Here is a 19,019-nt window from a genome sequence, read left to right as displayed (position 1 = left end):
TTAGTGATCCGGTGGTTCTGTATGGAAGGGCCATCGCTCAACGGATAAAAGGTACTCCGGGGATAACAGGCTGATACCGCCCAAGAGTTCATATCGACGGCGGTGTTTGGCACCTCGATGTCGGCTCATCACATCCTGGGGCTGAAGCCGGTCCCAAGGGTATGGCTGTTCGCCATTTAAAGTGGTACGCGAGCTGGGTTTAGAACGTCGTGAGACAGTTCGGTCCCTATCTGCCGTGGACGTTTGAGATTTGAGAGGGGCTGCTCCTAGTACGAGAGGACCGGAGTGGACGAACCTCTGGTGTTCCGGTTGTCACGCCAGTGGCATTGCCGGGTAGCTATGTTCGGAATAGATAACCGCTGAAAGCATCTAAGCGGGAAACTAGCCTCAAGATGAGATCTCACTGGAACCTTGAGTTCCCTGAAGGGCCGTCGAAGACTACGACGTTGATAGGTTGGGTGTGTAAGCGCTGTGAGGCGTTGAGCTAACCAATACTAATTGCCCGTGAGGCTTGACCATATAACACCCAAGCAATTTGCTTCTCCTGATTTGGAAACAAAGAGGAGCATCAGATTGCGGTGTGTGAAGACGAAATGAACCGAAAGTTCGACCTCGCAAAACACCGAAAGCTGTCACATACCCAATTTGCTGAAGCGAAGCCAACTGGCTACGACTCAGTACCCGAATTTCTTGACGACCATAGAGCATTGGAACCACCTGATCCCATCCCGAACTCAGTAGTGAAACGATGCATCGCCGATGGTAGTGTGGGGTTTCCCCATGTGAGAGTAGGTCATCGTCAAGATTAAATTCCGAAACCCCTGTTTGCTAACGCAAACAGGGGTTTTGTTTTGGGCGGTCGAAAAGGGCGAAGAGGCTCATTACGGCGGCCTTCAATGCTAAAGTCCTGCCTTTCTATGCAATGACCCTGCGCATGGCTATCATGCGTGCCTCATTGTGAGGCGATACTTGCATGCTGACGTTGTTAAAACTTCTGAAAGATGGCCGATTCCATTCCGGAGAGGCACTTGGCGCCGCCCTGGGCGTTAGTCGCAGTGCTGTCTGGAAGCAACTCCAGCACCTTGAGGCTGAGTTGAACCTGCCCATCCATAAGGTTCGTGGCAAGGGCTATCGTTTGGCGTCGCCCCTGGTGTTCCTGAACGCTGAGGCGATTGCGTTGAATGCGCCTTCCTTGGCGTGGCCTGTTCATATTTCCGACTCCATCGACTCTACCAATGCGCAAGCCTTGCGCCTTGTAGATGCAGAGTGCGCGGCGCCGTTCCTGGTGCTTGCGGAGCAGCAAACTGCAGGAAGGGGCAGGCGGGGTCGAAAGTGGGTCAGCCCGTTCGCCCAGAACGTTTACTACAGCCTCGTATTACGTATTGAGGAAGGCCTGCGACAATTGGAGGGTCTAAGCCTCGTTGTGGGCTTGGCAGTTATGCAGGCTCTTCGCGAGTCTGGGGTGAAGGGGGCTGCCTTGAAGTGGCCCAACGACGTCCTGGTGGGGCAGAAGAAAATTGCCGGGATCTTGCTGGAGTTGGTTGGGGATCCTGCGGATATCTGTCACGTTGTCCTTGGGATAGGCATCAACGTGAATATGCAGAAGGCTGATGAGGTTGATCAGCAATGGACATCAGTGCAGCTTGAGACGGGCTCACCGGTTGATCGTAACGCCCTGGTGGCGCAACTGGGTCTGCAACTGCAAAGCTATCTGGACCGACACCGGGCGGCCGGTTTTGCGGCGCTCCAGGATGAGTGGGAGCAAAATCACGCCTGGCAGGGCAGGACGGTATCCCTTATTGCCGGCGTCAACCAGGTTGATGGGGTTGTGCTGGGGGTCGACCGTCAGGGCGCGTTGCGTCTGAGTGTTGATGGCGTTGAGAAAATATACAGTGGTGGTGAGTTAAGCCTGAGGTTGCGTGATGATTCTTGAGCTCGACTGTGGGAATAGCTTTATCAAATGGCGAGTACTTGATTCGGATCGAGCGAGCGCCTTTGAAGGTGTTGCTGGTTCGGACATCGCATTAATTGAAAGTCTGCTGGCCCTGCCTGGGCTGTTGCTGACGCGTTGCCGGTTGGTGAGCGTGCGTGCGCTGGAGGAAACGGACAAGCTGATTGGTGCTTTGGTAGAGGCTTTTGGTGTTGTCGTTTCCTGCGCCGCTTCCGCTCGCGAAATGGGTGGTGTGCGCAATGGCTACGAAGATTTCGAGCGCCTTGGTCTGGATCGCTGGCTGGCTATGCTGGGTGGGTTCAAGTTGGCATCGGGCGCTTGTCTGGTGCTTGATTTCGGTACAGCCGCGACTGCAGATTTTATTGCCGCAGATGGCGAGCATTTGGGCGGCTTCATTTGCCCGGGTATGCCCCTCATGCGTAACCAGCTGCGCACGCACACGCGCAAGATACGTTACGACGATGCTGCTGCTGAAAGGGCCCTGGAGCGTCTCTCCCCGGGTCGCACCACCGTAGAGGCGGTCGAGCGCGGCTGTACGTTGATGCTCAGGGGCTTTGTGCTGACTCAGCTGGAATTGGCCCGCAATTACTGGGGCGATGACTTCAGCGTATTTCTGACGGGGGGAGACGCAGATTTGGTGTCGGATGCGGTACCGCAGGCTCGCCTTGTGCCTGATCTGATTTTTGTCGGGTTGGCGATGGCGTGCCCTTTGTCTTGAGGTGATTATGCGTTGGCTGTTTTTACTTTTACTCGTCCTCAACGGCTTCTACTACATCTGGCATCAGCAAGAAGCGCCGCTGCGTGCCAAGGATGTCACGCCCCTGAGTCTCTATAAGGGCTCACAGCAGGATATTCGGTTGCTCAGTGAGTCCGCAGATGCGGTGGTCCGCCGGGATCGAGCAAAGGCATCAGACTCGGCCAATACGTGCCTGTACATCGGCGGTTTTTTGGATCAGCGCCAGGCGCAGTCTGTCGAACAGCGGCTTTTGAGCCTGGATATAAAGGCCAAGGTCCAATTGCTGAACTCGCCTGAAGCCTCGGGTTACTGGCTGCGGGTTGCCCCGGAAAGCCGACGCCTGGCTGATGATCTGCCGTTTGAAAACCTTGCTAAGGAATTCAATGAGTTAAAACATAAAATAATGTTGTGCGAAGGCGTTGCAACTGTCGAATAGTTTGCATAGAATGGCGCCCGCTTCGCAGTGAAGACCTTTACGGTCTACAGCGTGAAGCGAAGGTCAACGCAGCTAACCTCATATTTTTAATGAGAAAATGCTTGACAGAAGGCCGGCGTGATGTAGAATGCCGGCTCGCTTAGGAGGGGTTCCCGAGCGGCCAAAGGGATCAGACTGTAAATCTGACGTCTACGACTTCGAAGGTTCGAATCCTTCCCCCTCCACCATTTTTAGCGTGAGCTGCAAGCTCCGCGGGTATAGTTTAGTGGTAGAACCTCAGCCTTCCAAGCTGATGATGCGGGTTCGATTCCCGCTACCCGCTCCAAGTTTGCAGGTTGTGCAATGTGTTTCGCTCTTGTAGCTCAGTTGGTAGAGCACACCCTTGGTAAGGGTGAGGTCAGCGGTTCAAATCCGCTCAAGAGCTCCATATAACAAGGCAGATATGAAAATATCTGCCTTTGTTTTAACAGCTACCTCGGCTTGATAGTGTTGCTCCTGGTTTTATTGCTGGGTGATTTCAAGTCTAGTGGGGTTGGTTGTTGTAAAGTCTTTTTCAGGCCTGCATAATGGTCGGCCTGATTTTGTTTTAGGTCAGTAGCTCAATTGGCAGAGCGACGGTCTCCAAAACCGTAGGTTGGGGGTTCGATTCCCTCCTGACCTGCCAGATTCACGTGGTGTGTCTGGCTTTCTTTTCACAGGATCTTCATAGATGACTCCTAAGGCTGAAGCTCAAAGCTCTCGTTTCGATCTCGTCAAGTGGCTCGCTGTGGTCGCATTGGTGGTCGTAGGCGTTGTTGGCAATCAGTACTACTCTGCTTCGCCGATCCTGTACCGCGTACTCGCTTTGCTCGCCCTTGCTGCTGTAGCTGCCTTTGTAGGCCTGCAGACTGCCAAAGGCAAGTCTTTCGCGGTCCTGGTAAAGGAAGCTCGCACCGAAATCCGTAAAGTCGTTTGGCCGACTCGCCAAGAAACCACGCAGACCACGTTGATTGTTGTGGCTGTTGTTCTGGTTATGGCGTTGCTGTTGTGGGGGCTTGATTCCCTGCTCGGCTGGCTTGTTTCCTTGATTGTTGGCTAAGGGTGTCCCGTGGCTAAGCGTTGGTACGTTGTGCATGCTTACTCGGGTTACGAGAAGCATGTTATGCGCTCTTTGCTGGAGCGCGTAAAGCTGGCAGGCATGGAAGATGGCTTCGGCGAAATTCTGGTTCCCACTGAAGAAGTGGTTGAAATGCGGAATGGTCAGAAGCGCAAGAGTGAACGCAAGTTCTTCCCTGGCTACGTGCTGGTACAGATGGACATGAACGAAGGTACTTGGCACTTGGTCAAGGACACTCCTCGTGTTATGGGTTTCATCGGCGGTACCGCTGATAAGCCTGCTCCGATCACTGACAAAGAGGCAGAAGCGATTCTGCGTCGTGTTGCTGACGGTAGCGACAAGCCTAAGCCGAAGACGTTGTTCGAGCCGGGTGAGGTTGTTCGTGTCACAGATGGTCCGTTTGCTGATTTCAACGGCACCGTCGAAGAAGTTAACTACGAAAAGAGCCGGATCCAAGTGGCAGTGCTCATTTTCGGTCGCTCTACTCCGGTAGAGTTGGAGTTCAGCCAGGTCGAGAAGGTCTAGCTGAGCAAGCATCCCAACCCCGCAGCCTTAGGCTGTGGGGTTTTGTCGTCACTGGGATAAACGCGCAAGTAACCGGGGAGCCTTTCGAGGCGTTCGAACCCGTAATTGGAGTGCCTCATGGCCAAGAAGATTACCGCTTACATCAAGCTGCAAGTGAAGGCCGCTCAGGCCAACCCTAGCCCACCCGTCGGTCCAGCTCTGGGTCAGCACGGCGTGAACATCATGGAATTCTGCAAGGCCTTCAACGCCCGTACTCAGGGTCTTGAGCCAGGTCTGCCGACTCCAGTGATCATCACTGTATACAGCGACCGTAGCTTCACCTTCGAAACCAAGTCGACCCCGGCTTCGGTTCTGTTGAAGAAAGCTGCTGGTCTGACTAGCGGTTCCGCTCGTCCTAACACCGTTAAGGTTGGCACCGTAACTCGTGCTCAGCTGGAAGAAATCGCGAAAACCAAAAACGCGGATCTGACTGCAGCTGATATGGATGCAGCCGTGCGTACCATCGCCGGTTCTGCTCGTAGCATGGGCCTTAACGTGGAGGGTGTGTAATGGCTAAGCTGACCAAGCGCCAAAAGGCTATCGCCGGCAAAATCGAAGCAGGCAAGGCCTACAACTTTGTAGACGCTGCTGCCCTGCTGACCGAGCTGTCGACTGTCAAGTTCAGCGAGTCCGTTGACGTTGCTGTAAACCTCGGTGTTGACCCACGTAAATCCGACCAGGTCGTTCGTAGCGCTACTGTGCTGCCACACGGTACTGGCAAGACTGTACGTGTTGCTGTCTTCACCCAAGGTCCGGCAGCTGAAGCCGCTCTGGCCGCTGGCGCTGATCGCGTTGGCATGGACGACCTGGCTGCCGAAATGAAAGGCGGCGACCTGAACTATGACGTAGTTATTGCTTCCCCGGATGCAATGCGCGTTGTAGGTCAGTTGGGTCAGATCCTGGGTCCACGTGGCCTGATGCCTAACCCTAAAGTCGGCACCGTAACTCCAGACGTAGCTACCGCGGTTAAAAACGCCAAGGCTGGTCAGGTTCGTTATCGCACCGACAAAAACGGCATCATTCACACCTCCGTTGGCAAAGTCGGCTTCGATGCCGTCAAGCTGAAGGAAAACGTTGAAGCCCTGATCGCTGATCTGAAGCGTATCAAGCCAGCTTCCTCGAAAGGTATCTACGTCAAGCGCGTTACCCTGAGCACCACTATGGGCCCAGGTCTGGTCATCGACCAAGGCTCGCTGGACGTATAAGACACAGATTGGCGCAAGCGATTGCGCCAATTGGAAAAAATTGGGGTCCCTGCCTGGCGGGGGCTATCCAAGACCGTAGGCGGCGCAAGTCTTAAACCACAAGCCTACGCAGATGGTGCTCCCGGTTCCTTACCGAATCAGACACCAAAACGACATCCGGCCTAGGCCAGATGAAACGGTAACAAGCAGGAGTTAAACCCGTGGCAATTAATCTCGAAGACAAGAAGGCCATCGTCGCTGAAGTCAACGAGGCTGCCAAAGCTGCTCTGTCCGCTGTCGTGGCTGATGCCCGTGGTGTGACAGTAGGCGCTATGACCGGACTCCGTAAAGAGGCTCGTGAAGCTGGCGTATACGTACGTGTTGTACGTAACACCCTGCTCAAGCGCGCTGTTGCTGACACTGAATACAGTGTCCTCAACGACGTGTTCACCGGCCCGACTCTGATCGCGTTCTCCAAAGAACATCCAGGCGCTGCTGCCCGTTTGTTCAAGGAATTCGCCAAGAGTCAGGATAAGTTCGAGATCAAGGCAGCTGCGTTCGAGGGCAAGTTCCTCGCAGCTAACCAAATCGACGTACTGGCAACACTGCCGACCCGTAACGAAGCTATTTCGCAGCTGATGAGCGTGATTCAAGGCGCTACCAGCAAGCTGGCTCGTACTCTGGCTGCAGTTCGCGAGCAAAAAGAAGCTGCCGCAGCCTAAGGCTGAGCAAATTCTCTCGCGTATTTTTGTTTATTTCGATGGCCGCGTAGGCCGTCCCCCAATTCAGGAAATACAGCAATGTCTATCTCCCAAGACGATATCCTCAACGCCGTAGCTGAAATGTCGGTTCTGCAGGTTGTTGAGCTGATCAAAGCTTTCGAAGAAAAATTCGGCGTTTCCGCTGCCGCTGCTTCCGCTGGCCCAGCCGCTGTTGCTGCTGTTGCTGAAGAGCAAACCGAATTCAACGTCATGCTGCTGGAAGCTGGCGAGAAGAAAGTAAACGTGATCAAGGCAGTACGTGAACTGACCGGTCTGGGCCTGAAAGAAGCCAAGGCTGTAGTTGACGGCGCTCCTGCCATGGTTCTGGAAGCTGTTGCCAAAGACGCAGCTGACAAAGCCAAAGCAGCACTGGAAGAAGCAGGCGCTAAAGTCGAGCTGAAGTAAGCATCGACCTTGCGTCTCCAGCCCACGCGTTAAGCTGAAGGCTGATGGCTGGTGGCTCTTGCCACCGGCCTTTTTCCGTTCTTGGCTGCCGACTCGGTCGCCGCCATGAACGCGCTGTAGCCACCCGATGCGGTGGTGCAAACCATGGGGTTTGCAAGATTTTCTGGCTGCTCCCGTCGGAGGGGCCAAACAAGCAGGTGACCAAGCTGGGGAACGCTGATGGCTTACTCATATACTGAGAAAAAACGTATCCGCAAGGACTTTAGCAAGTTGCCGGACGTCATGGATGTCCCGTACCTTCTGGCTATCCAGCTGGATTCGTATCGTGAATTCTTGCAGGCGGGAGCGACCAAAGATCAGTTCCGCGACGTGGGCCTGCATGCGGCCTTCAAATCCGTTTTCCCGATCATCAGCTACTCCGGCAATGCTGCGCTGGAGTACGTCGGTTATCGCCTGGGCGAACCGGCATTTGATGTCAAAGAATGCGTGTTGCGCGGTGTTACGTACGCCGTACCTTTGCGGGTAAAAGTCCGTCTGATCATTTTCGACAAAGAATCGTCGAACAAAGCGATCAAGGACATCAAAGAGCAAGAAGTCTACATGGGCGAAATCCCACTGATGACTGAAAACGGTACCTTCGTTATCAATGGTACCGAGCGTGTTATCGTTTCCCAGCTGCACCGTTCCCCGGGCGTGTTCTTCGACCACGACCGCGGCAAGACGCACAGCTCCGGCAAGCTCCTGTACTCCGCGCGGATCATTCCGTACCGCGGTTCGTGGTTGGACTTCGAGTTCGACCCGAAAGACTGCGTGTTCGTGCGTATCGACCGTCGTCGCAAGCTGCCGGCCTCGGTACTGCTGCGCGCGCTCGGCTACACCACTGAGCAAGTACTGGACGCTTTCTACACCACTAACGTGTTCAGCCTGAAGGATGAAACCCTCAGCCTGGAACTGATCGCATCGCGTCTGCGTGGTGAAATTGCCGTTCTGGACATCCAGGATGAAAACGGCAAGGTCATTGTTGAGGCTGGTCGTCGTATTACTGCGCGCCACATCAACCAGATCGAAAAAGCCGGTATCAAGTCGCTGGAAGTGCCTCTGGACTACGTCCTGGGTCGCACAACCGCCAAGGTCATCGTTCACCCGGCTACAGGCGAAATCCTGGCTGAGTGCAACACCGAGCTGAACACCGAGATCCTGGCCAAAATCGCCAAGGCTCAGGTTGTTCGCATCGAGACCCTGTACACCAACGATATCGACTGTGGTCCGTTCGTCTCCGACACGCTGAAGATCGACTCCACCAGCAACCAATTGGAAGCGCTGGTCGAGATCTATCGCATGATGCGTCCTGGCGAGCCGCCAACCAAAGACGCTGCCGAAACCCTGTTCAACAACCTGTTCTTCAGCCCTGAGCGTTATGACCTGTCTGCGGTCGGCCGGATGAAGTTCAACCGTCGTATCGGTCGTACCGAGATCGAAGGTTCGGGCGTGCTGTGCAAGGAAGACATCGTCGCGGTACTGAAGACCCTGGTCGACATCCGTAACGGTAAAGGCATCGTCGATGACATCGACCACCTGGGTAACCGTCGTGTTCGCTGCGTAGGCGAAATGGCCGAGAACCAGTTCCGCGTTGGCCTGGTACGTGTTGAGCGTGCGGTCAAAGAGCGTCTGTCGATGGCTGAAAGCGAAGGCCTGATGCCGCAAGACCTGATCAACGCCAAGCCAGTGGCTGCGGCGGTGAAAGAGTTCTTCGGTTCCAGCCAGCTCTCGCAGTTCATGGACCAGAACAACCCGCTCTCCGAGATTACCCACAAGCGCCGTGTTTCCGCACTGGGCCCGGGCGGTCTGACCCGTGAGCGTGCAGGCTTCGAAGTTCGTGACGTACACCCGACGCACTACGGGCGTGTTTGCCCGATCGAAACGCCGGAAGGTCCGAACATCGGTCTGATCAACTCCCTGGCTGCCTATGCGCGCACCAACCAGTACGGCTTCCTCGAGAGCCCGTACCGTGTGGTGAAAGACGCTCTGGTCACCGACGAGATCGTATTCCTGTCCGCCATCGAAGAAGCCGATCACGTGATCGCTCAGGCTTCGGCCACGATGAACGACAAGAAAGTCCTGATCGACGAGCTGGTAGCTGTTCGTCACTTGAACGAGTTCACTGTCAAGGCGCCGGAAGACGTCACCTTGATGGACGTTTCGCCGAAGCAAGTAGTTTCGGTTGCAGCGTCGCTGATCCCGTTCCTGGAGCACGATGACGCCAACCGTGCGTTGATGGGTTCCAACATGCAGCGTCAAGCTGTACCGACCCTGCGTGCTGACAAGCCGCTGGTAGGTACCGGCATGGAGCGTAACGTAGCCCGTGACTCCGGCGTTTGCGTCGTGGCTCGTCGTGGCGGCGTGATCGACTCTGTTGATGCCAGCCGTATCGTGGTTCGTGTTGCCGATGACGAAGTTGAAACTGGCGAAGCCGGTGTCGACATCTACAACCTGACCAAATACACCCGCTCGAACCAGAACACCTGCATCAACCAGCGTCCGCTGGTGAGCAAGGGTGATCGCGTTCAGCGTAGCGACATCATGGCCGACGGCCCGTCCACCGATATGGGTGAGCTGGCACTGGGTCAGAACATGCGCATCGCGTTCATGGCATGGAACGGCTTCAACTTCGAAGACTCCATCTGCCTGTCCGAGCGTGTTGTTCAGGAAGACCGTTTCACCACGATCCACATTCAGGAACTGACCTGTGTGGCACGTGACACCAAGCTTGGGCCAGAGGAAATCACTGCAGACATCCCGAACGTGGGTGAAGCTGCACTGAACAAACTGGACGAAGCCGGTATCGTTTACGTAGGTGCTGAAGTTGGCGCAGGCGACATTCTGGTTGGTAAGGTCACTCCGAAAGGCGAGACCCAACTGACTCCGGAAGAGAAGCTGTTGCGTGCGATCTTCGGTGAAAAAGCCAGCGACGTTAAAGACACCTCCCTGCGTGTACCTACCGGTACCAAAGGTACTGTCATCGACGTACAGGTCTTCACCCGTGACGGCGTTGAGCGTGATGCTCGTGCACTGTCCATCGAGAAGACCCAGCTCGACGAGATCCGCAAGGACCTGAACGAAGAGTTCCGTATCGTTGAGGGCGCGACCTTCGAACGTCTGCGTTCCGCTCTGGTAGGCCACAAGGCTGAAGGCGGCGCAGGTCTGAAGAAAGGTCAGGACATCACCGACGAAATCCTCGACGGTCTTGAGCATGGCCAGTGGTTCAAACTGCGCATGGCTGAAGATGCTCTGAACGAGCAGCTCGAGAAGGCTCAGGCCTACATCGTTGATCGCCGCCGTCTGCTGGACGACAAGTTCGAAGACAAGAAGCGCAAACTGCAGCAGGGCGATGACCTGGCTCCAGGCGTGTTGAAAATCGTCAAGGTTTACCTGGCAATCCGTCGCCGCATCCAGCCGGGCGACAAGATGGCCGGTCGTCACGGTAACAAGGGTGTGGTCTCCGTGATCATGCCGGTTGAAGACATGCCGCACGATGCCAATGGCACCCCGGTCGACGTCGTCCTCAACCCGTTGGGCGTACCTTCGCGTATGAACGTTGGTCAGATCCTCGAAACCCACCTGGGCCTCGCGGCTAAAGGTCTGGGCGAGAAGATCAACCGTATGATCGAAGAGCAACGCAAGGTCGCAGACCTGCGTAAGTTCCTGCACGAGATCTACAACGAGATCGGCGGTCGCAACGAAGAACTGGACACCTTCTCCGACCAGGAAATCCTGGATCTGGCGAAGAACCTGCGCGGCGGCGTTCCAATGGCTACCCCGGTGTTCGACGGTGCCAAGGAAAGCGAAATCAAGGCCATGCTGAAACTGGCAGACCTGCCAGAAAGCGGCCAGATGCAGCTGTTCGACGGCCGTACCGGCAACAAGTTCGAGCGCCCGGTTACTGTTGGCTACATGTACATGCTGAAGCTGAACCACTTGGTAGACGACAAGATGCACGCTCGTTCTACCGGTTCGTACAGCCTGGTTACCCAGCAGCCGCTGGGTGGTAAGGCTCAGTTCGGTGGTCAGCGTTTCGGGGAGATGGAGGTCTGGGCACTGGAAGCATACGGTGCTGCTTACACTCTGCAAGAAATGCTCACAGTGAAGTCGGACGATGTGAACGGTCGTACCAAGATGTACAAAAACATCGTGGACGGCGATCACCGTATGGAGCCGGGCATGCCCGAGTCCTTCAACGTGTTGATCAAAGAAATTCGTTCCCTCGGCATCGATATCGATCTGGAAACCGAATAACACGTGACGCGAATCGAGAGCGGGGCTGTTTAGCCCGCTCTCTGCTCCGCCAGGAGGAAAGGCCTTGAAAGACCTACTGAATTTGCTGAAAAACCAGGGTCAAGTCGAAGAGTTCGACGCCATCCGTATTGGGTTGGCATCGCCTGAGATGATCCGTTCGTGGTCGTTCGGTGAAGTTAAAAAGCCGGAAACCATCAACTACCGTACGTTCAAACCTGAGCGTGACGGCCTGTTCTGCGCCAAGATCTTTGGCCCGGTAAAGGATTACGAGTGCCTGTGCGGTAAGTACAAGCGCTTGAAGCACCGTGGTGTGATCTGCGAGAAGTGCGGCGTTGAAGTTGCACTGGCCAAGGTTCGTCGTGAGCGCATGGCGCACATCGAACTGGCTTCGCCGGTTGCCCACATCTGGTTCCTGAAATCGCTGCCGTCCCGTATCGGCTTGCTGATGGACATGACCCTGCGTGATATCGAACGCGTTCTCTACTTCGAGAGCTATGTCGTTATCGATCCAGGCATGACCACCCTTGAAAAAGGTCAGCTGCTGAACGACGAGCAGTACTTCGAAGCGCTGGAAGAGTTCGGCGACGATTTCGATGCCCGCATGGGTGCCGAAGCTGTCCGCGAACTGCTGCACGCTATCGACCTGGAGCACGAGATTGGCCGTCTGCGTGAAGAAATTCCGCAAACCAACTCCGAAACCAAGATCAAGAAACTGTCCAAGCGTCTGAAGTTGATGGAAGCCTTCCAGGGTTCCGGCAACTTGCCAGAGTGGATGGTGCTGACCGTTCTGCCGGTTCTGCCGCCAGACCTGCGTCCGCTGGTACCGTTGGACGGTGGTCGTTTCGCGACGTCCGACCTCAACGACCTGTACCGCCGCGTGATCAACCGTAACAACCGCTTGAAGCGCCTGCTTGATCTGTCCGCTCCGGACATCATCGTGCGCAACGAAAAGCGTATGTTGCAAGAAGCTGTCGATGCCTTGCTCGACAACGGTCGTCGTGGCCGCGCTATCACCGGTTCGAACAAGCGTCCTCTGAAATCCCTGGCTGACATGATCAAGGGTAAGCAAGGTCGTTTCCGTCAGAACTTGCTCGGTAAGCGTGTTGACTACTCCGGTCGTTCGGTAATTACCGTAGGCCCGACCCTGCGTCTGCACCAGTGCGGTCTGCCTAAGAAGATGGCTCTCGAGCTGTTCAAGCCGTTCATCTTCGGCAAGCTGGAAATGCGCGGTCTCGCGACCACCATCAAAGCGGCCAAGAAAATGGTCGAGCGCGAACTGCCAGAGGTTTGGGACGTTCTCGCTGAAGTGATTCGCGAACACCCGGTTCTCCTCAACCGTGCACCGACCCTTCACCGTCTGGGTATCCAGGCGTTTGAACCGGTACTGATCGAAGGTAAGGCTATCCAGCTGCACCCTCTGGTCTGTGCTGCGTACAACGCCGACTTCGACGGCGACCAAATGGCCGTGCACGTACCGCTGACACTGGAAGCCCAGTTGGAAGCGCGTGCGTTGATGATGTCGACCAACAACATTCTGTCGCCAGCCAACGGTGAGCCAATCATCGTTCCGTCGCAGGACGTTGTATTGGGTCTGTACTACATGACCCGTGAAGCGATCAACGCCAAAGGCGAAGGTCGTGTGTTCGCTGACCTGCAAGAAGTTGACCGTGTGTTCCGTGCCGGCGAAGCCGCACTGCACGCCAAGGTCAAAGTGCGGATCAACGAAACCGTCAACGACCGTGACGGCGGCAGCGTGAGCGGCACCCGTATCGTCGACACCACTGTCGGCCGTGCGCTGCTGTATCAAGTTGTGCCAAAAGGTCTGTCGTACGACGTCGTCAACTTGCCGATGAAGAAAAAGGCGATCTCCAAGCTGATCAACCAGTGCTACCGCGTGGTTGGTTTGAAAGAGACCGTGATCTTCGCTGACCAGTTGATGTACACCGGTTTTGCTTATTCGACCATCTCCGGCGTTTCCATCGGTGTTAACGACTTCGTTATCCCGGATGAAAAAGCCCGCATCATCAGTGCTGCCACTGACGAAGTGAAAGAGATCGAGAGCCAGTACGCCTCGGGCCTGGTAACACAGGGCGAGAAGTACAACAAAGTGATCGACCTTTGGTCCAAGGCCAACGACGAAGTTTCCAAGGCAATGATGGCCAACCTCTCGAAAGAGAAAGTCATCGACCGCCACGGCGACGAAGTTGACCAGGAGTCCTTCAACTCGATGTACATGATGGCCGACTCGGGCGCACGGGGTTCTGCTGCGCAGATCCGTCAGCTCGCCGGTATGCGTGGCCTGATGGCCAAGCCGGACGGTTCCATCATCGAAACGCCGATTACTGCGAACTTCCGTGAAGGTTTGAGCGTACTTCAGTACTTCATCTCCACTCACGGTGCTCGTAAGGGTCTTGCGGATACCGCGTTGAAAACCGCTAACTCCGGTTACCTGACTCGTCGTCTGGTAGACGTTGCACAAGATCTGGTTGTAACCGAGATCGATTGCGGCACCGAGCACGGCCTGCTGATGACTCCGCACATTGAAGGCGGTGACGTTGTAGAGCCGCTGGGTGAGCGCGTATTGGGTCGTGTTATTGCCCGTGACGTATTCAAGCCAGGTACCGAGGAAGTTATCGTTCCTGCCGGCACCCTGGTAGACGAGAAGTGGGTCGAGTTCATCGAACTCAACAGCATCGACGAAGTGATTGTTCGCTCGCCGATCAGCTGCGAAACCCGCTACGGCATTTGCGCCAAGTGCTACGGCCGTGACTTGGCTCGTGGTCACCAGGTGAACATCGGTGAAGCGGTCGGCGTTATCGCTGCCCAGTCCATCGGTGAGCCGGGTACCCAGCTGACCATGCGTACGTTCCACATCGGTGGTGCGGCAAGCCGGACCTCCGCAGCTGACAGCGTTCAGGTGAAGAATGGCGGTACCGTCCGTCTGCACAACCTGAAGCACGTTGAGCGAGTGGATGGCCACCTGGTTGCTGTGTCCCGTTCCGGTGAGCTGGCTATCGCTGATGACTTCGGTCGTGAGCGCGAGCGTTACAAGCTGCCGTACGGTGCCGTGATTTCGGTTAAAGAAGGTGACAAGGTCGACGCTGGCGCAATCGTGGCCAAGTGGGATCCGCACACTCACCCAATCGTTACCGAAATGAAAGGTACCGTGACCTACGTGGGCATGGAAGAAGGCATCACGATCAAGCGTCAGACTGACGAATTGACCGGTATGACCAACATTGAAGTACTCGACGCTAAAGATCGTCCAGCTGCCGGTAAAGACATCCGTCCTGCCGTTAAGATGGTCGATGACAACGGCAAGGATCTGTTGCTGCCAGGCACTGACGTAATCGCTCAGTACTTCCTGCCAGCCAACGCCCTGGTCGGTGTAGCGGATGGTGCGAAGATCGCGATCGGTGATGTTATCGCGCGTATCCCGCAAGAAACTTCGAAGACCCGTGACATCACCGGTGGTCTGCCGCGTGTTGCCGACTTGTTCGAAGCTCGTCGTCCGAAAGAAGCGTCGATTCTGGCTGAAGTCAGCGGCACCATCGCATTCGGTAAAGAGACCAAGGGCAAGCGCCGTCTGGTCATTACCCCGAACGACGGTACCGACCCGTACGAAGAGCTGATTCCGAAGTGGCGTCACCTGAACGTCTTCGAAGGCGAACAGGTAAACCGCGGCGAAGTTATCTCCGACGGCCCAAGCGATCCACACGACATCCTGCGTCTGCTGGGTGTGAGTGCGCTGGCCAAGTACATCGTTAACGAGATCCAGGACGTTTACCGCCTGCAAGGCGTGAAGATCAACGATAAGCACATCGAGACCATCCTGCGTCAGATGCTGCGTAAAGTTGAAATCGCTGAATCCGGCGATTCCAGTTTCATCAAGGGCGACCAGATGGAACTGACTCACGTACTGGTAGAAAACGAGCGCCTGACGAACGACGAGAAATTCGTTTCCAAGTTCACTCGCGTACTGCTGGGTATCACCAAGGCGTCGTTGTCCACTGAGTCGTTCATCTCGGCGGCCTCCTTCCAGGAGACCACTCGCGTACTGACCGAAGCAGCGGTAACCGGCAAGCGCGATTACCTGCGCGGCCTGAAAGAGAACGTGGTCGTGGGTCGTCTGATCCCGGCCGGTACCGGTTTGGCTTACCACAGCGAGCGTAAGCGCCGCCGTGATGCAGACAAGCCGCTGCGCGTAAGCGCCAGTGAAGTGGAAGCTGCACTGACCGAAGCACTGAACTCAAGCGGTAACTGAGTTCTGCAGTAGATAAGTCCGGGCCCTGGCAGCCCCATTCGTCGGATCGAGGCAGTTTTGCCGCGGTTCGATGAGAGGGGAGGTCGGGGCCTTGCCTTGACTGGGGACAAGATCCTCTTTAGACTCTTGTACCCCTAAATTTGGCGGGAATTCGTTCCTGCCATTTTGCTTTTCTTGCAAGACAATAGCGTCGCAAGACAACAGTGGAGCTAGTAGATGGCAACTATCAACCAGCTGGTACGTCAGCCGCGTAAGCGTATCGTCGAGAAATCCGACGTACCTGCGCTGCAGAACTGCCCGCAACGTCGTGGCGTATGCACCCGTGTGTATACCACCACGCCGAAAAAACCTAACTCGGCACTGCGTAAAGTATGCCGTGTGCGCCTGACCAACGGTTTCGAGGTTTCCTCGTACATCGGTGGTGAAGGTCACAACCTGCAAGAGCACAGCGTGGTACTGATCCGCGGCGGTCGTGTAAAAGACTTGCCAGGTGTTCGTTACCACACCGTACGCGGCTCCTTGGATACTTCCGGCGTTAAAGGTCGTAACCAGGGTCGTTCGAAGTACGGTACCAAGAAGCCTAAGTAGTAGCGGCTTTTTGTAAAACTGAATCATCTTATTTTCTGAGTCGATAAGAGTAAGGTCGGAGGCGTCCCGAAAGGGCACCGATTCCGAGCGAACCTGAAGACCGTTTGAGGGCTTATCCATGCCAAGAAGACGCGTAGCAGCCAAGCGCGAAGTGCTTGACGATCCAAAATACGGAAGCCAAATCCTGGCCAAGTTCATGAACCACGTGATGGAAAGCGGCAAGAAAGCCGTTGCCGAGCGTATCGTTTATGGCGCGCTGGAAAAGGTTAAAGAACGCAAGAATAGCGACCCCCTGGAAATCTTCGAGAAAGCTCTCGACGCCATCGCTCCGCTGGTCGAAGTGAAGTCGCGCCGTGTAGGCGGTGCTACTTACCAGGTTCCGGTTGAAGTTCGCCCGTCCCGTCGTAACGCTCTGGCAATGCGCTGGTTGGTAGACTTCGCCCGTAAGCGCGGCGAGAAGTCTATGGCTCTGCGTTTGGCCGGCGAGCTGTTGGACGCTGCTGAAGGTAAAGGTGCTGCTGTTAAGAAGCGTGAAGACGTGCACCGTATGGCTGAAGCTAACAAAGCTTTCTCGCACTACCGCTTCTAATTCTAGCTTCACTAATTTTGCGAGGGCTTTATGGCTCGTACTACTCCGATTAGCCGCTACCGTAACATCGGTATCGTCGCTCACGTGGATGCTGGTAAAACCACCACCACCGAGCGCGTACTGTTTTACACCGGCAAAAGTCACAAAATGGGCGAGGTGCATGACGGCGCCGCGACCACAGACTGGATGGTTCAGGAGCAGGAGCGTGGTATTACCATTACTTCTGCTGCTATTACCGCCTTCTGGAAAGGTTCCGAGAAGCAGTACAAAGACGAGCACCGCTTCAACGTAATCGATACCCCGGGCCACGTAGACTTCACCATTGAAGTTGAACGTTCCCTGCGCGTACTCGACGGCGCTGTCGTTGTGTTCTGCGGTACCTCGGGTGTTGAGCCTCAGTCGGAAACCGTATGGCGTCAAGCCAACAAGTACGGCGTTCCACGTCTTGTTTACGTAAACAAGATGGACCGTGCTGGTGCCAACTTCCTGCGCGTGATCGGTCAGATCAAGCAGCGTCTGGGTCACACTCCGGTGCCAATCCAATTGGCTATCGGTTCCGAAGACAACTTCCAAGGCCAGATCGATCTGCTGACCATGGAAGCTGTTTACTGGAATGACGCTGACAAAGGTATGGTTCCTGTTCGCAAGCCTATCCCGGCTGAGCTGCAAGAACTGGCTGACGAGTGGCGTAACAACATGGTTGAGGCTGCGGCCGAAGCCAGCGAAGAGCTGATGAACAAGTACCTCGAAGGTGAAGAACTCACCAACGTGGAAATCAAGGCCGCTCTGCGTCAGCGTACTATCGCTGGTGAGATCGTCTTGGCTGTTTGCGGTTCCTCGTTCAAGAACAAGGGCGTTCCCCTGGTTCTCGATGCTGTGATCGACTACCTGCCTGCTCCAACCGACATTCCTGCTATCAAGGGTTCCAACCCTGATAACGAGGAAGAAGAAATGGAGCGTCACGCAGACGACAGCGAGCCGTTCTCGGCCCTGGCGTTCAAGATCGCTACCGACCCATTCGTGGGTACCCTGACTTTCGTCCGCGTTTACTCGGGCGTGTTGGCCTCCGGCGACGGCGTGATCAACTCGGTCAAGGGTAAGAAAGAGCGCGTGGGCCGTATGGTGCAAATGCACGCAAACGCCCGTGAAGAGATCAAGGAAGTACGCGCTGGCGACATCGCGGCCCTGATCGGCATGAAGGACGTCACCACTGGTGAAACCTTGTGCGACGCTGCTAAGCCAATCATCCTGGTTCGCATGGACTTCCCGGAGCCGGTTATTTCGGTTGCCGTAGAGCCTAAGACCAAGGATGACCAGGAAAAAATGGGTATCGCTCTGGGCAAACTTGCTCAGGAAGATCCATCTTTCCGCGTTAAGACTGATGAAGAGACTGGTCAAACGATCATCTCTGGCATGGGCGAGCTGCACCTGGACATCCTGGTTGACCGGATGCGCCGTGAGTTCAACGTCGAAGCCAACATCGGTAAGCCTCAGGTTTCCTATCGTGAGCGCATCACGAAGAACTGTGAAATCGAAGGCAAGTTCGTTCGTCAGTCCGGCGGTCGTGGTCAGTTCGGTCACTGCTGGATCCGTTTTGCTCCTGCTGACGAAGGTCAGGAAGGTCTGCAATTCGTGAACGAAGTAGTAGGTGGTGTTGTTCCTAAGGAATACATCCCTGCTATCCAGAAGGGTATCGAAGAGCAGATGAAGAACGGTGTTGTTGCCGGCTATCCGCTGATCGGCCTGAAAGCAACCGTTTTTGACGGTTCTTACCACGACGTCGACTCCAACGAGATGGCGTTTAAGGTGGCTGCTTCCATGGCTACCAAGCAACTGGCCCAGAAGGGCGGTGGTGAGTTGCTTGAGCCAATCATGGCGGTAGAAGTTGTTACACCTGAAGACTATATGGGTGATGTCATGGGCGACCTTAACCGTCGTCGCGGCATGATCTTGGGTATGGAAGACACGGTTTCCGGCAAAGTGATTCGCGCCGAGGTTCCGTTGGGTGAGATGTTCGGTTATGCGACCGACGTTCGCTCCATGTCCCAGGGTCGCGCAAGCTACTCTATGGAATTCAAAAAATACAACACAGCTCCGGCGCACATCGCTGAAACTGTATCCAAAAAACAAGGCTGATTCAGTCCTTTAGGCA

General features: G+C 55.4%; 14 protein-coding genes, 4 tRNA genes and 2 rRNA genes (1 of these 20 only partly in view). All 20 read left to right on the top strand.

Annotated features, from left to right (window positions below; translation table 11 throughout):
• A 23S ribosomal RNA gene (locus tag CXQ82_RS28200) occupies positions 1–519 on the top strand (it extends 2,373 nt beyond the left edge of the window).
• Positions 520–689: 170 nt separating this feature from the next.
• Positions 690–805, top strand: a 5S ribosomal RNA gene (rrf, locus tag CXQ82_RS28195).
• 168 nt (positions 806–973) lie between these two features.
• Complete coding sequence (gene birA / locus CXQ82_RS28190; protein WP_101273231.1) at positions 974–1,933, top strand: bifunctional biotin--[acetyl-CoA-carboxylase] ligase/biotin operon repressor BirA; 960 nt, start codon at positions 974–976, stop codon at positions 1,931–1,933.
• Positions 1,923–2,669: a pantothenate kinase gene (locus CXQ82_RS28185; protein WP_101273230.1), complete on the top strand. Its 747-nt coding sequence runs from the start codon at positions 1,923–1,925 to the stop codon at positions 2,667–2,669. The genes birA and CXQ82_RS28185 overlap by 11 nt, the downstream gene beginning before the upstream one ends.
• Before the next feature lie 7 nt (positions 2,670–2,676).
• Positions 2,677–3,123: a hypothetical protein gene (locus CXQ82_RS28180; RefSeq protein WP_101273229.1), complete on the top strand. Its 447-nt coding sequence runs from the start codon at positions 2,677–2,679 to the stop codon at positions 3,121–3,123.
• A gap of 142 nt (positions 3,124–3,265) precedes the next feature.
• Positions 3,266–3,350 (top strand) — tRNA-Tyr (locus CXQ82_RS28175).
• Positions 3,351–3,374: 24 nt separating this feature from the next.
• Positions 3,375–3,448: transfer RNA gene (locus CXQ82_RS28170), tRNA-Gly, on the top strand.
• A gap of 26 nt (positions 3,449–3,474) precedes the next feature.
• Positions 3,475–3,550 (top strand) — tRNA-Thr (locus CXQ82_RS28165).
• Between the two features lie 161 nt (positions 3,551–3,711).
• A tRNA-Trp gene (locus tag CXQ82_RS28160) sits at positions 3,712–3,787 on the top strand.
• Positions 3,788–3,832: 45 nt separating this feature from the next.
• The gene (gene secE / locus CXQ82_RS28155; RefSeq protein ID WP_003194658.1) at positions 3,833–4,201 is read left to right on the top strand and encodes a preprotein translocase subunit SecE; all 369 of its coding nucleotides are present in this window, start codon (positions 3,833–3,835) and stop codon (positions 4,199–4,201) included.
• Between the two features lie 9 nt (positions 4,202–4,210).
• Positions 4,211–4,744, top strand: coding sequence for a transcription termination/antitermination protein NusG (nusG, locus tag CXQ82_RS28150; protein ID WP_003176436.1), 534 nt, complete (start codon positions 4,211–4,213; stop codon positions 4,742–4,744).
• Between the two features lie 117 nt (positions 4,745–4,861).
• Entirely contained in the window at positions 4,862–5,293 is a 432-nt protein-coding gene (rplK, locus tag CXQ82_RS28145) for a 50S ribosomal protein L11 (RefSeq protein WP_003176435.1), read from the top strand.
• Positions 5,293–5,988 (top strand): 50S ribosomal protein L1, encoded by a 696-nt coding sequence (rplA, locus tag CXQ82_RS28140; RefSeq protein WP_003232403.1) that lies wholly within the window; start codon positions 5,293–5,295, stop codon positions 5,986–5,988. Before rplK ends, rplA begins: the two co-directional genes overlap by 1 nt.
• 200 nt (positions 5,989–6,188) lie before the next feature.
• Positions 6,189–6,689, top strand: coding sequence for a 50S ribosomal protein L10 (gene rplJ, locus CXQ82_RS28135; protein ID WP_010174464.1), 501 nt, complete (start codon positions 6,189–6,191; stop codon positions 6,687–6,689).
• A gap of 78 nt (positions 6,690–6,767) precedes the next feature.
• A complete protein-coding gene (gene rplL, locus CXQ82_RS28130; RefSeq protein WP_101273228.1) occupies positions 6,768–7,133 on the top strand; it encodes a 50S ribosomal protein L7/L12 in 366 nt (121 codons plus the stop codon).
• A gap of 219 nt (positions 7,134–7,352) precedes the next feature.
• A complete protein-coding gene (gene rpoB / locus CXQ82_RS28125) occupies positions 7,353–11,426 on the top strand; it encodes a DNA-directed RNA polymerase subunit beta (protein ID WP_032884533.1) in 4,074 nt (1,357 codons plus the stop codon).
• A gap of 64 nt (positions 11,427–11,490) precedes the next feature.
• Positions 11,491–15,690, top strand: coding sequence for a DNA-directed RNA polymerase subunit beta' (rpoC, locus tag CXQ82_RS28120; protein WP_101273227.1), 4,200 nt, complete (start codon positions 11,491–11,493; stop codon positions 15,688–15,690).
• Between the two features lie 216 nt (positions 15,691–15,906).
• Positions 15,907–16,278 carry a 30S ribosomal protein S12 gene (gene rpsL, locus CXQ82_RS28115; protein WP_002555494.1) on the top strand — a complete coding sequence of 124 codons (372 nt, stop codon included), beginning with the start codon at positions 15,907–15,909 and terminating at the stop codon, positions 16,276–16,278.
• A gap of 118 nt (positions 16,279–16,396) precedes the next feature.
• Positions 16,397–16,867 carry a 30S ribosomal protein S7 gene (gene rpsG, locus CXQ82_RS28110; protein ID WP_002555493.1) on the top strand — a complete coding sequence of 157 codons (471 nt, stop codon included), beginning with the start codon at positions 16,397–16,399 and terminating at the stop codon, positions 16,865–16,867.
• A 30-nt stretch (positions 16,868–16,897) separates the two neighbouring features.
• Positions 16,898–19,003 carry an elongation factor G gene (gene fusA / locus CXQ82_RS28105; protein ID WP_101273226.1) on the top strand — a complete coding sequence of 702 codons (2,106 nt, stop codon included), beginning with the start codon at positions 16,898–16,900 and terminating at the stop codon, positions 19,001–19,003.
• Positions 19,004–19,019: the final 16 nt, after the last annotated feature.

Origin of the sequence: Pseudomonas sp. S09G 359 (genome assembly GCF_002843605.1) — a bacterium.
Lineage (GTDB): Bacteria > Pseudomonadota > Gammaproteobacteria > Pseudomonadales > Pseudomonadaceae > Aquipseudomonas.
The sequence above is the reverse complement of the archived record's forward strand: the minus strand, read 5'-3'. Positions and strand labels throughout refer to the sequence as shown.

Coding starts and splice junctions, on each gene's coding strand:
- birA (WP_101273231.1), top strand. CDS start 974: ATGCTGACGTTGTTAAAACTTCTGAAAGATGGCCGATTCCATTCCGGA.
- CXQ82_RS28185 (WP_101273230.1), top strand. CDS start 1,923: ATGATTCTTGAGCTCGACTGTGGGAATAGCTTTATCAAATGGCGAGTA.
- CXQ82_RS28180 (WP_101273229.1), top strand. CDS start 2,677: ATGCGTTGGCTGTTTTTACTTTTACTCGTCCTCAACGGCTTCTACTAC.
- secE (WP_003194658.1), top strand. CDS start 3,833: ATGACTCCTAAGGCTGAAGCTCAAAGCTCTCGTTTCGATCTCGTCAAG.
- rplK (WP_003176435.1), top strand. CDS start 4,862: ATGGCCAAGAAGATTACCGCTTACATCAAGCTGCAAGTGAAGGCCGCT.
- rplA (WP_003232403.1), top strand. CDS start 5,293: ATGGCTAAGCTGACCAAGCGCCAAAAGGCTATCGCCGGCAAAATCGAA.
- rplL (WP_101273228.1), top strand. CDS start 6,768: ATGTCTATCTCCCAAGACGATATCCTCAACGCCGTAGCTGAAATGTCG.
- rpoB (WP_032884533.1), top strand. CDS start 7,353: ATGGCTTACTCATATACTGAGAAAAAACGTATCCGCAAGGACTTTAGC.
- rpsL (WP_002555494.1), top strand. CDS start 15,907: ATGGCAACTATCAACCAGCTGGTACGTCAGCCGCGTAAGCGTATCGTC.
- rpsG (WP_002555493.1), top strand. CDS start 16,397: ATGCCAAGAAGACGCGTAGCAGCCAAGCGCGAAGTGCTTGACGATCCA.
- fusA (WP_101273226.1), top strand. CDS start 16,898: ATGGCTCGTACTACTCCGATTAGCCGCTACCGTAACATCGGTATCGTC.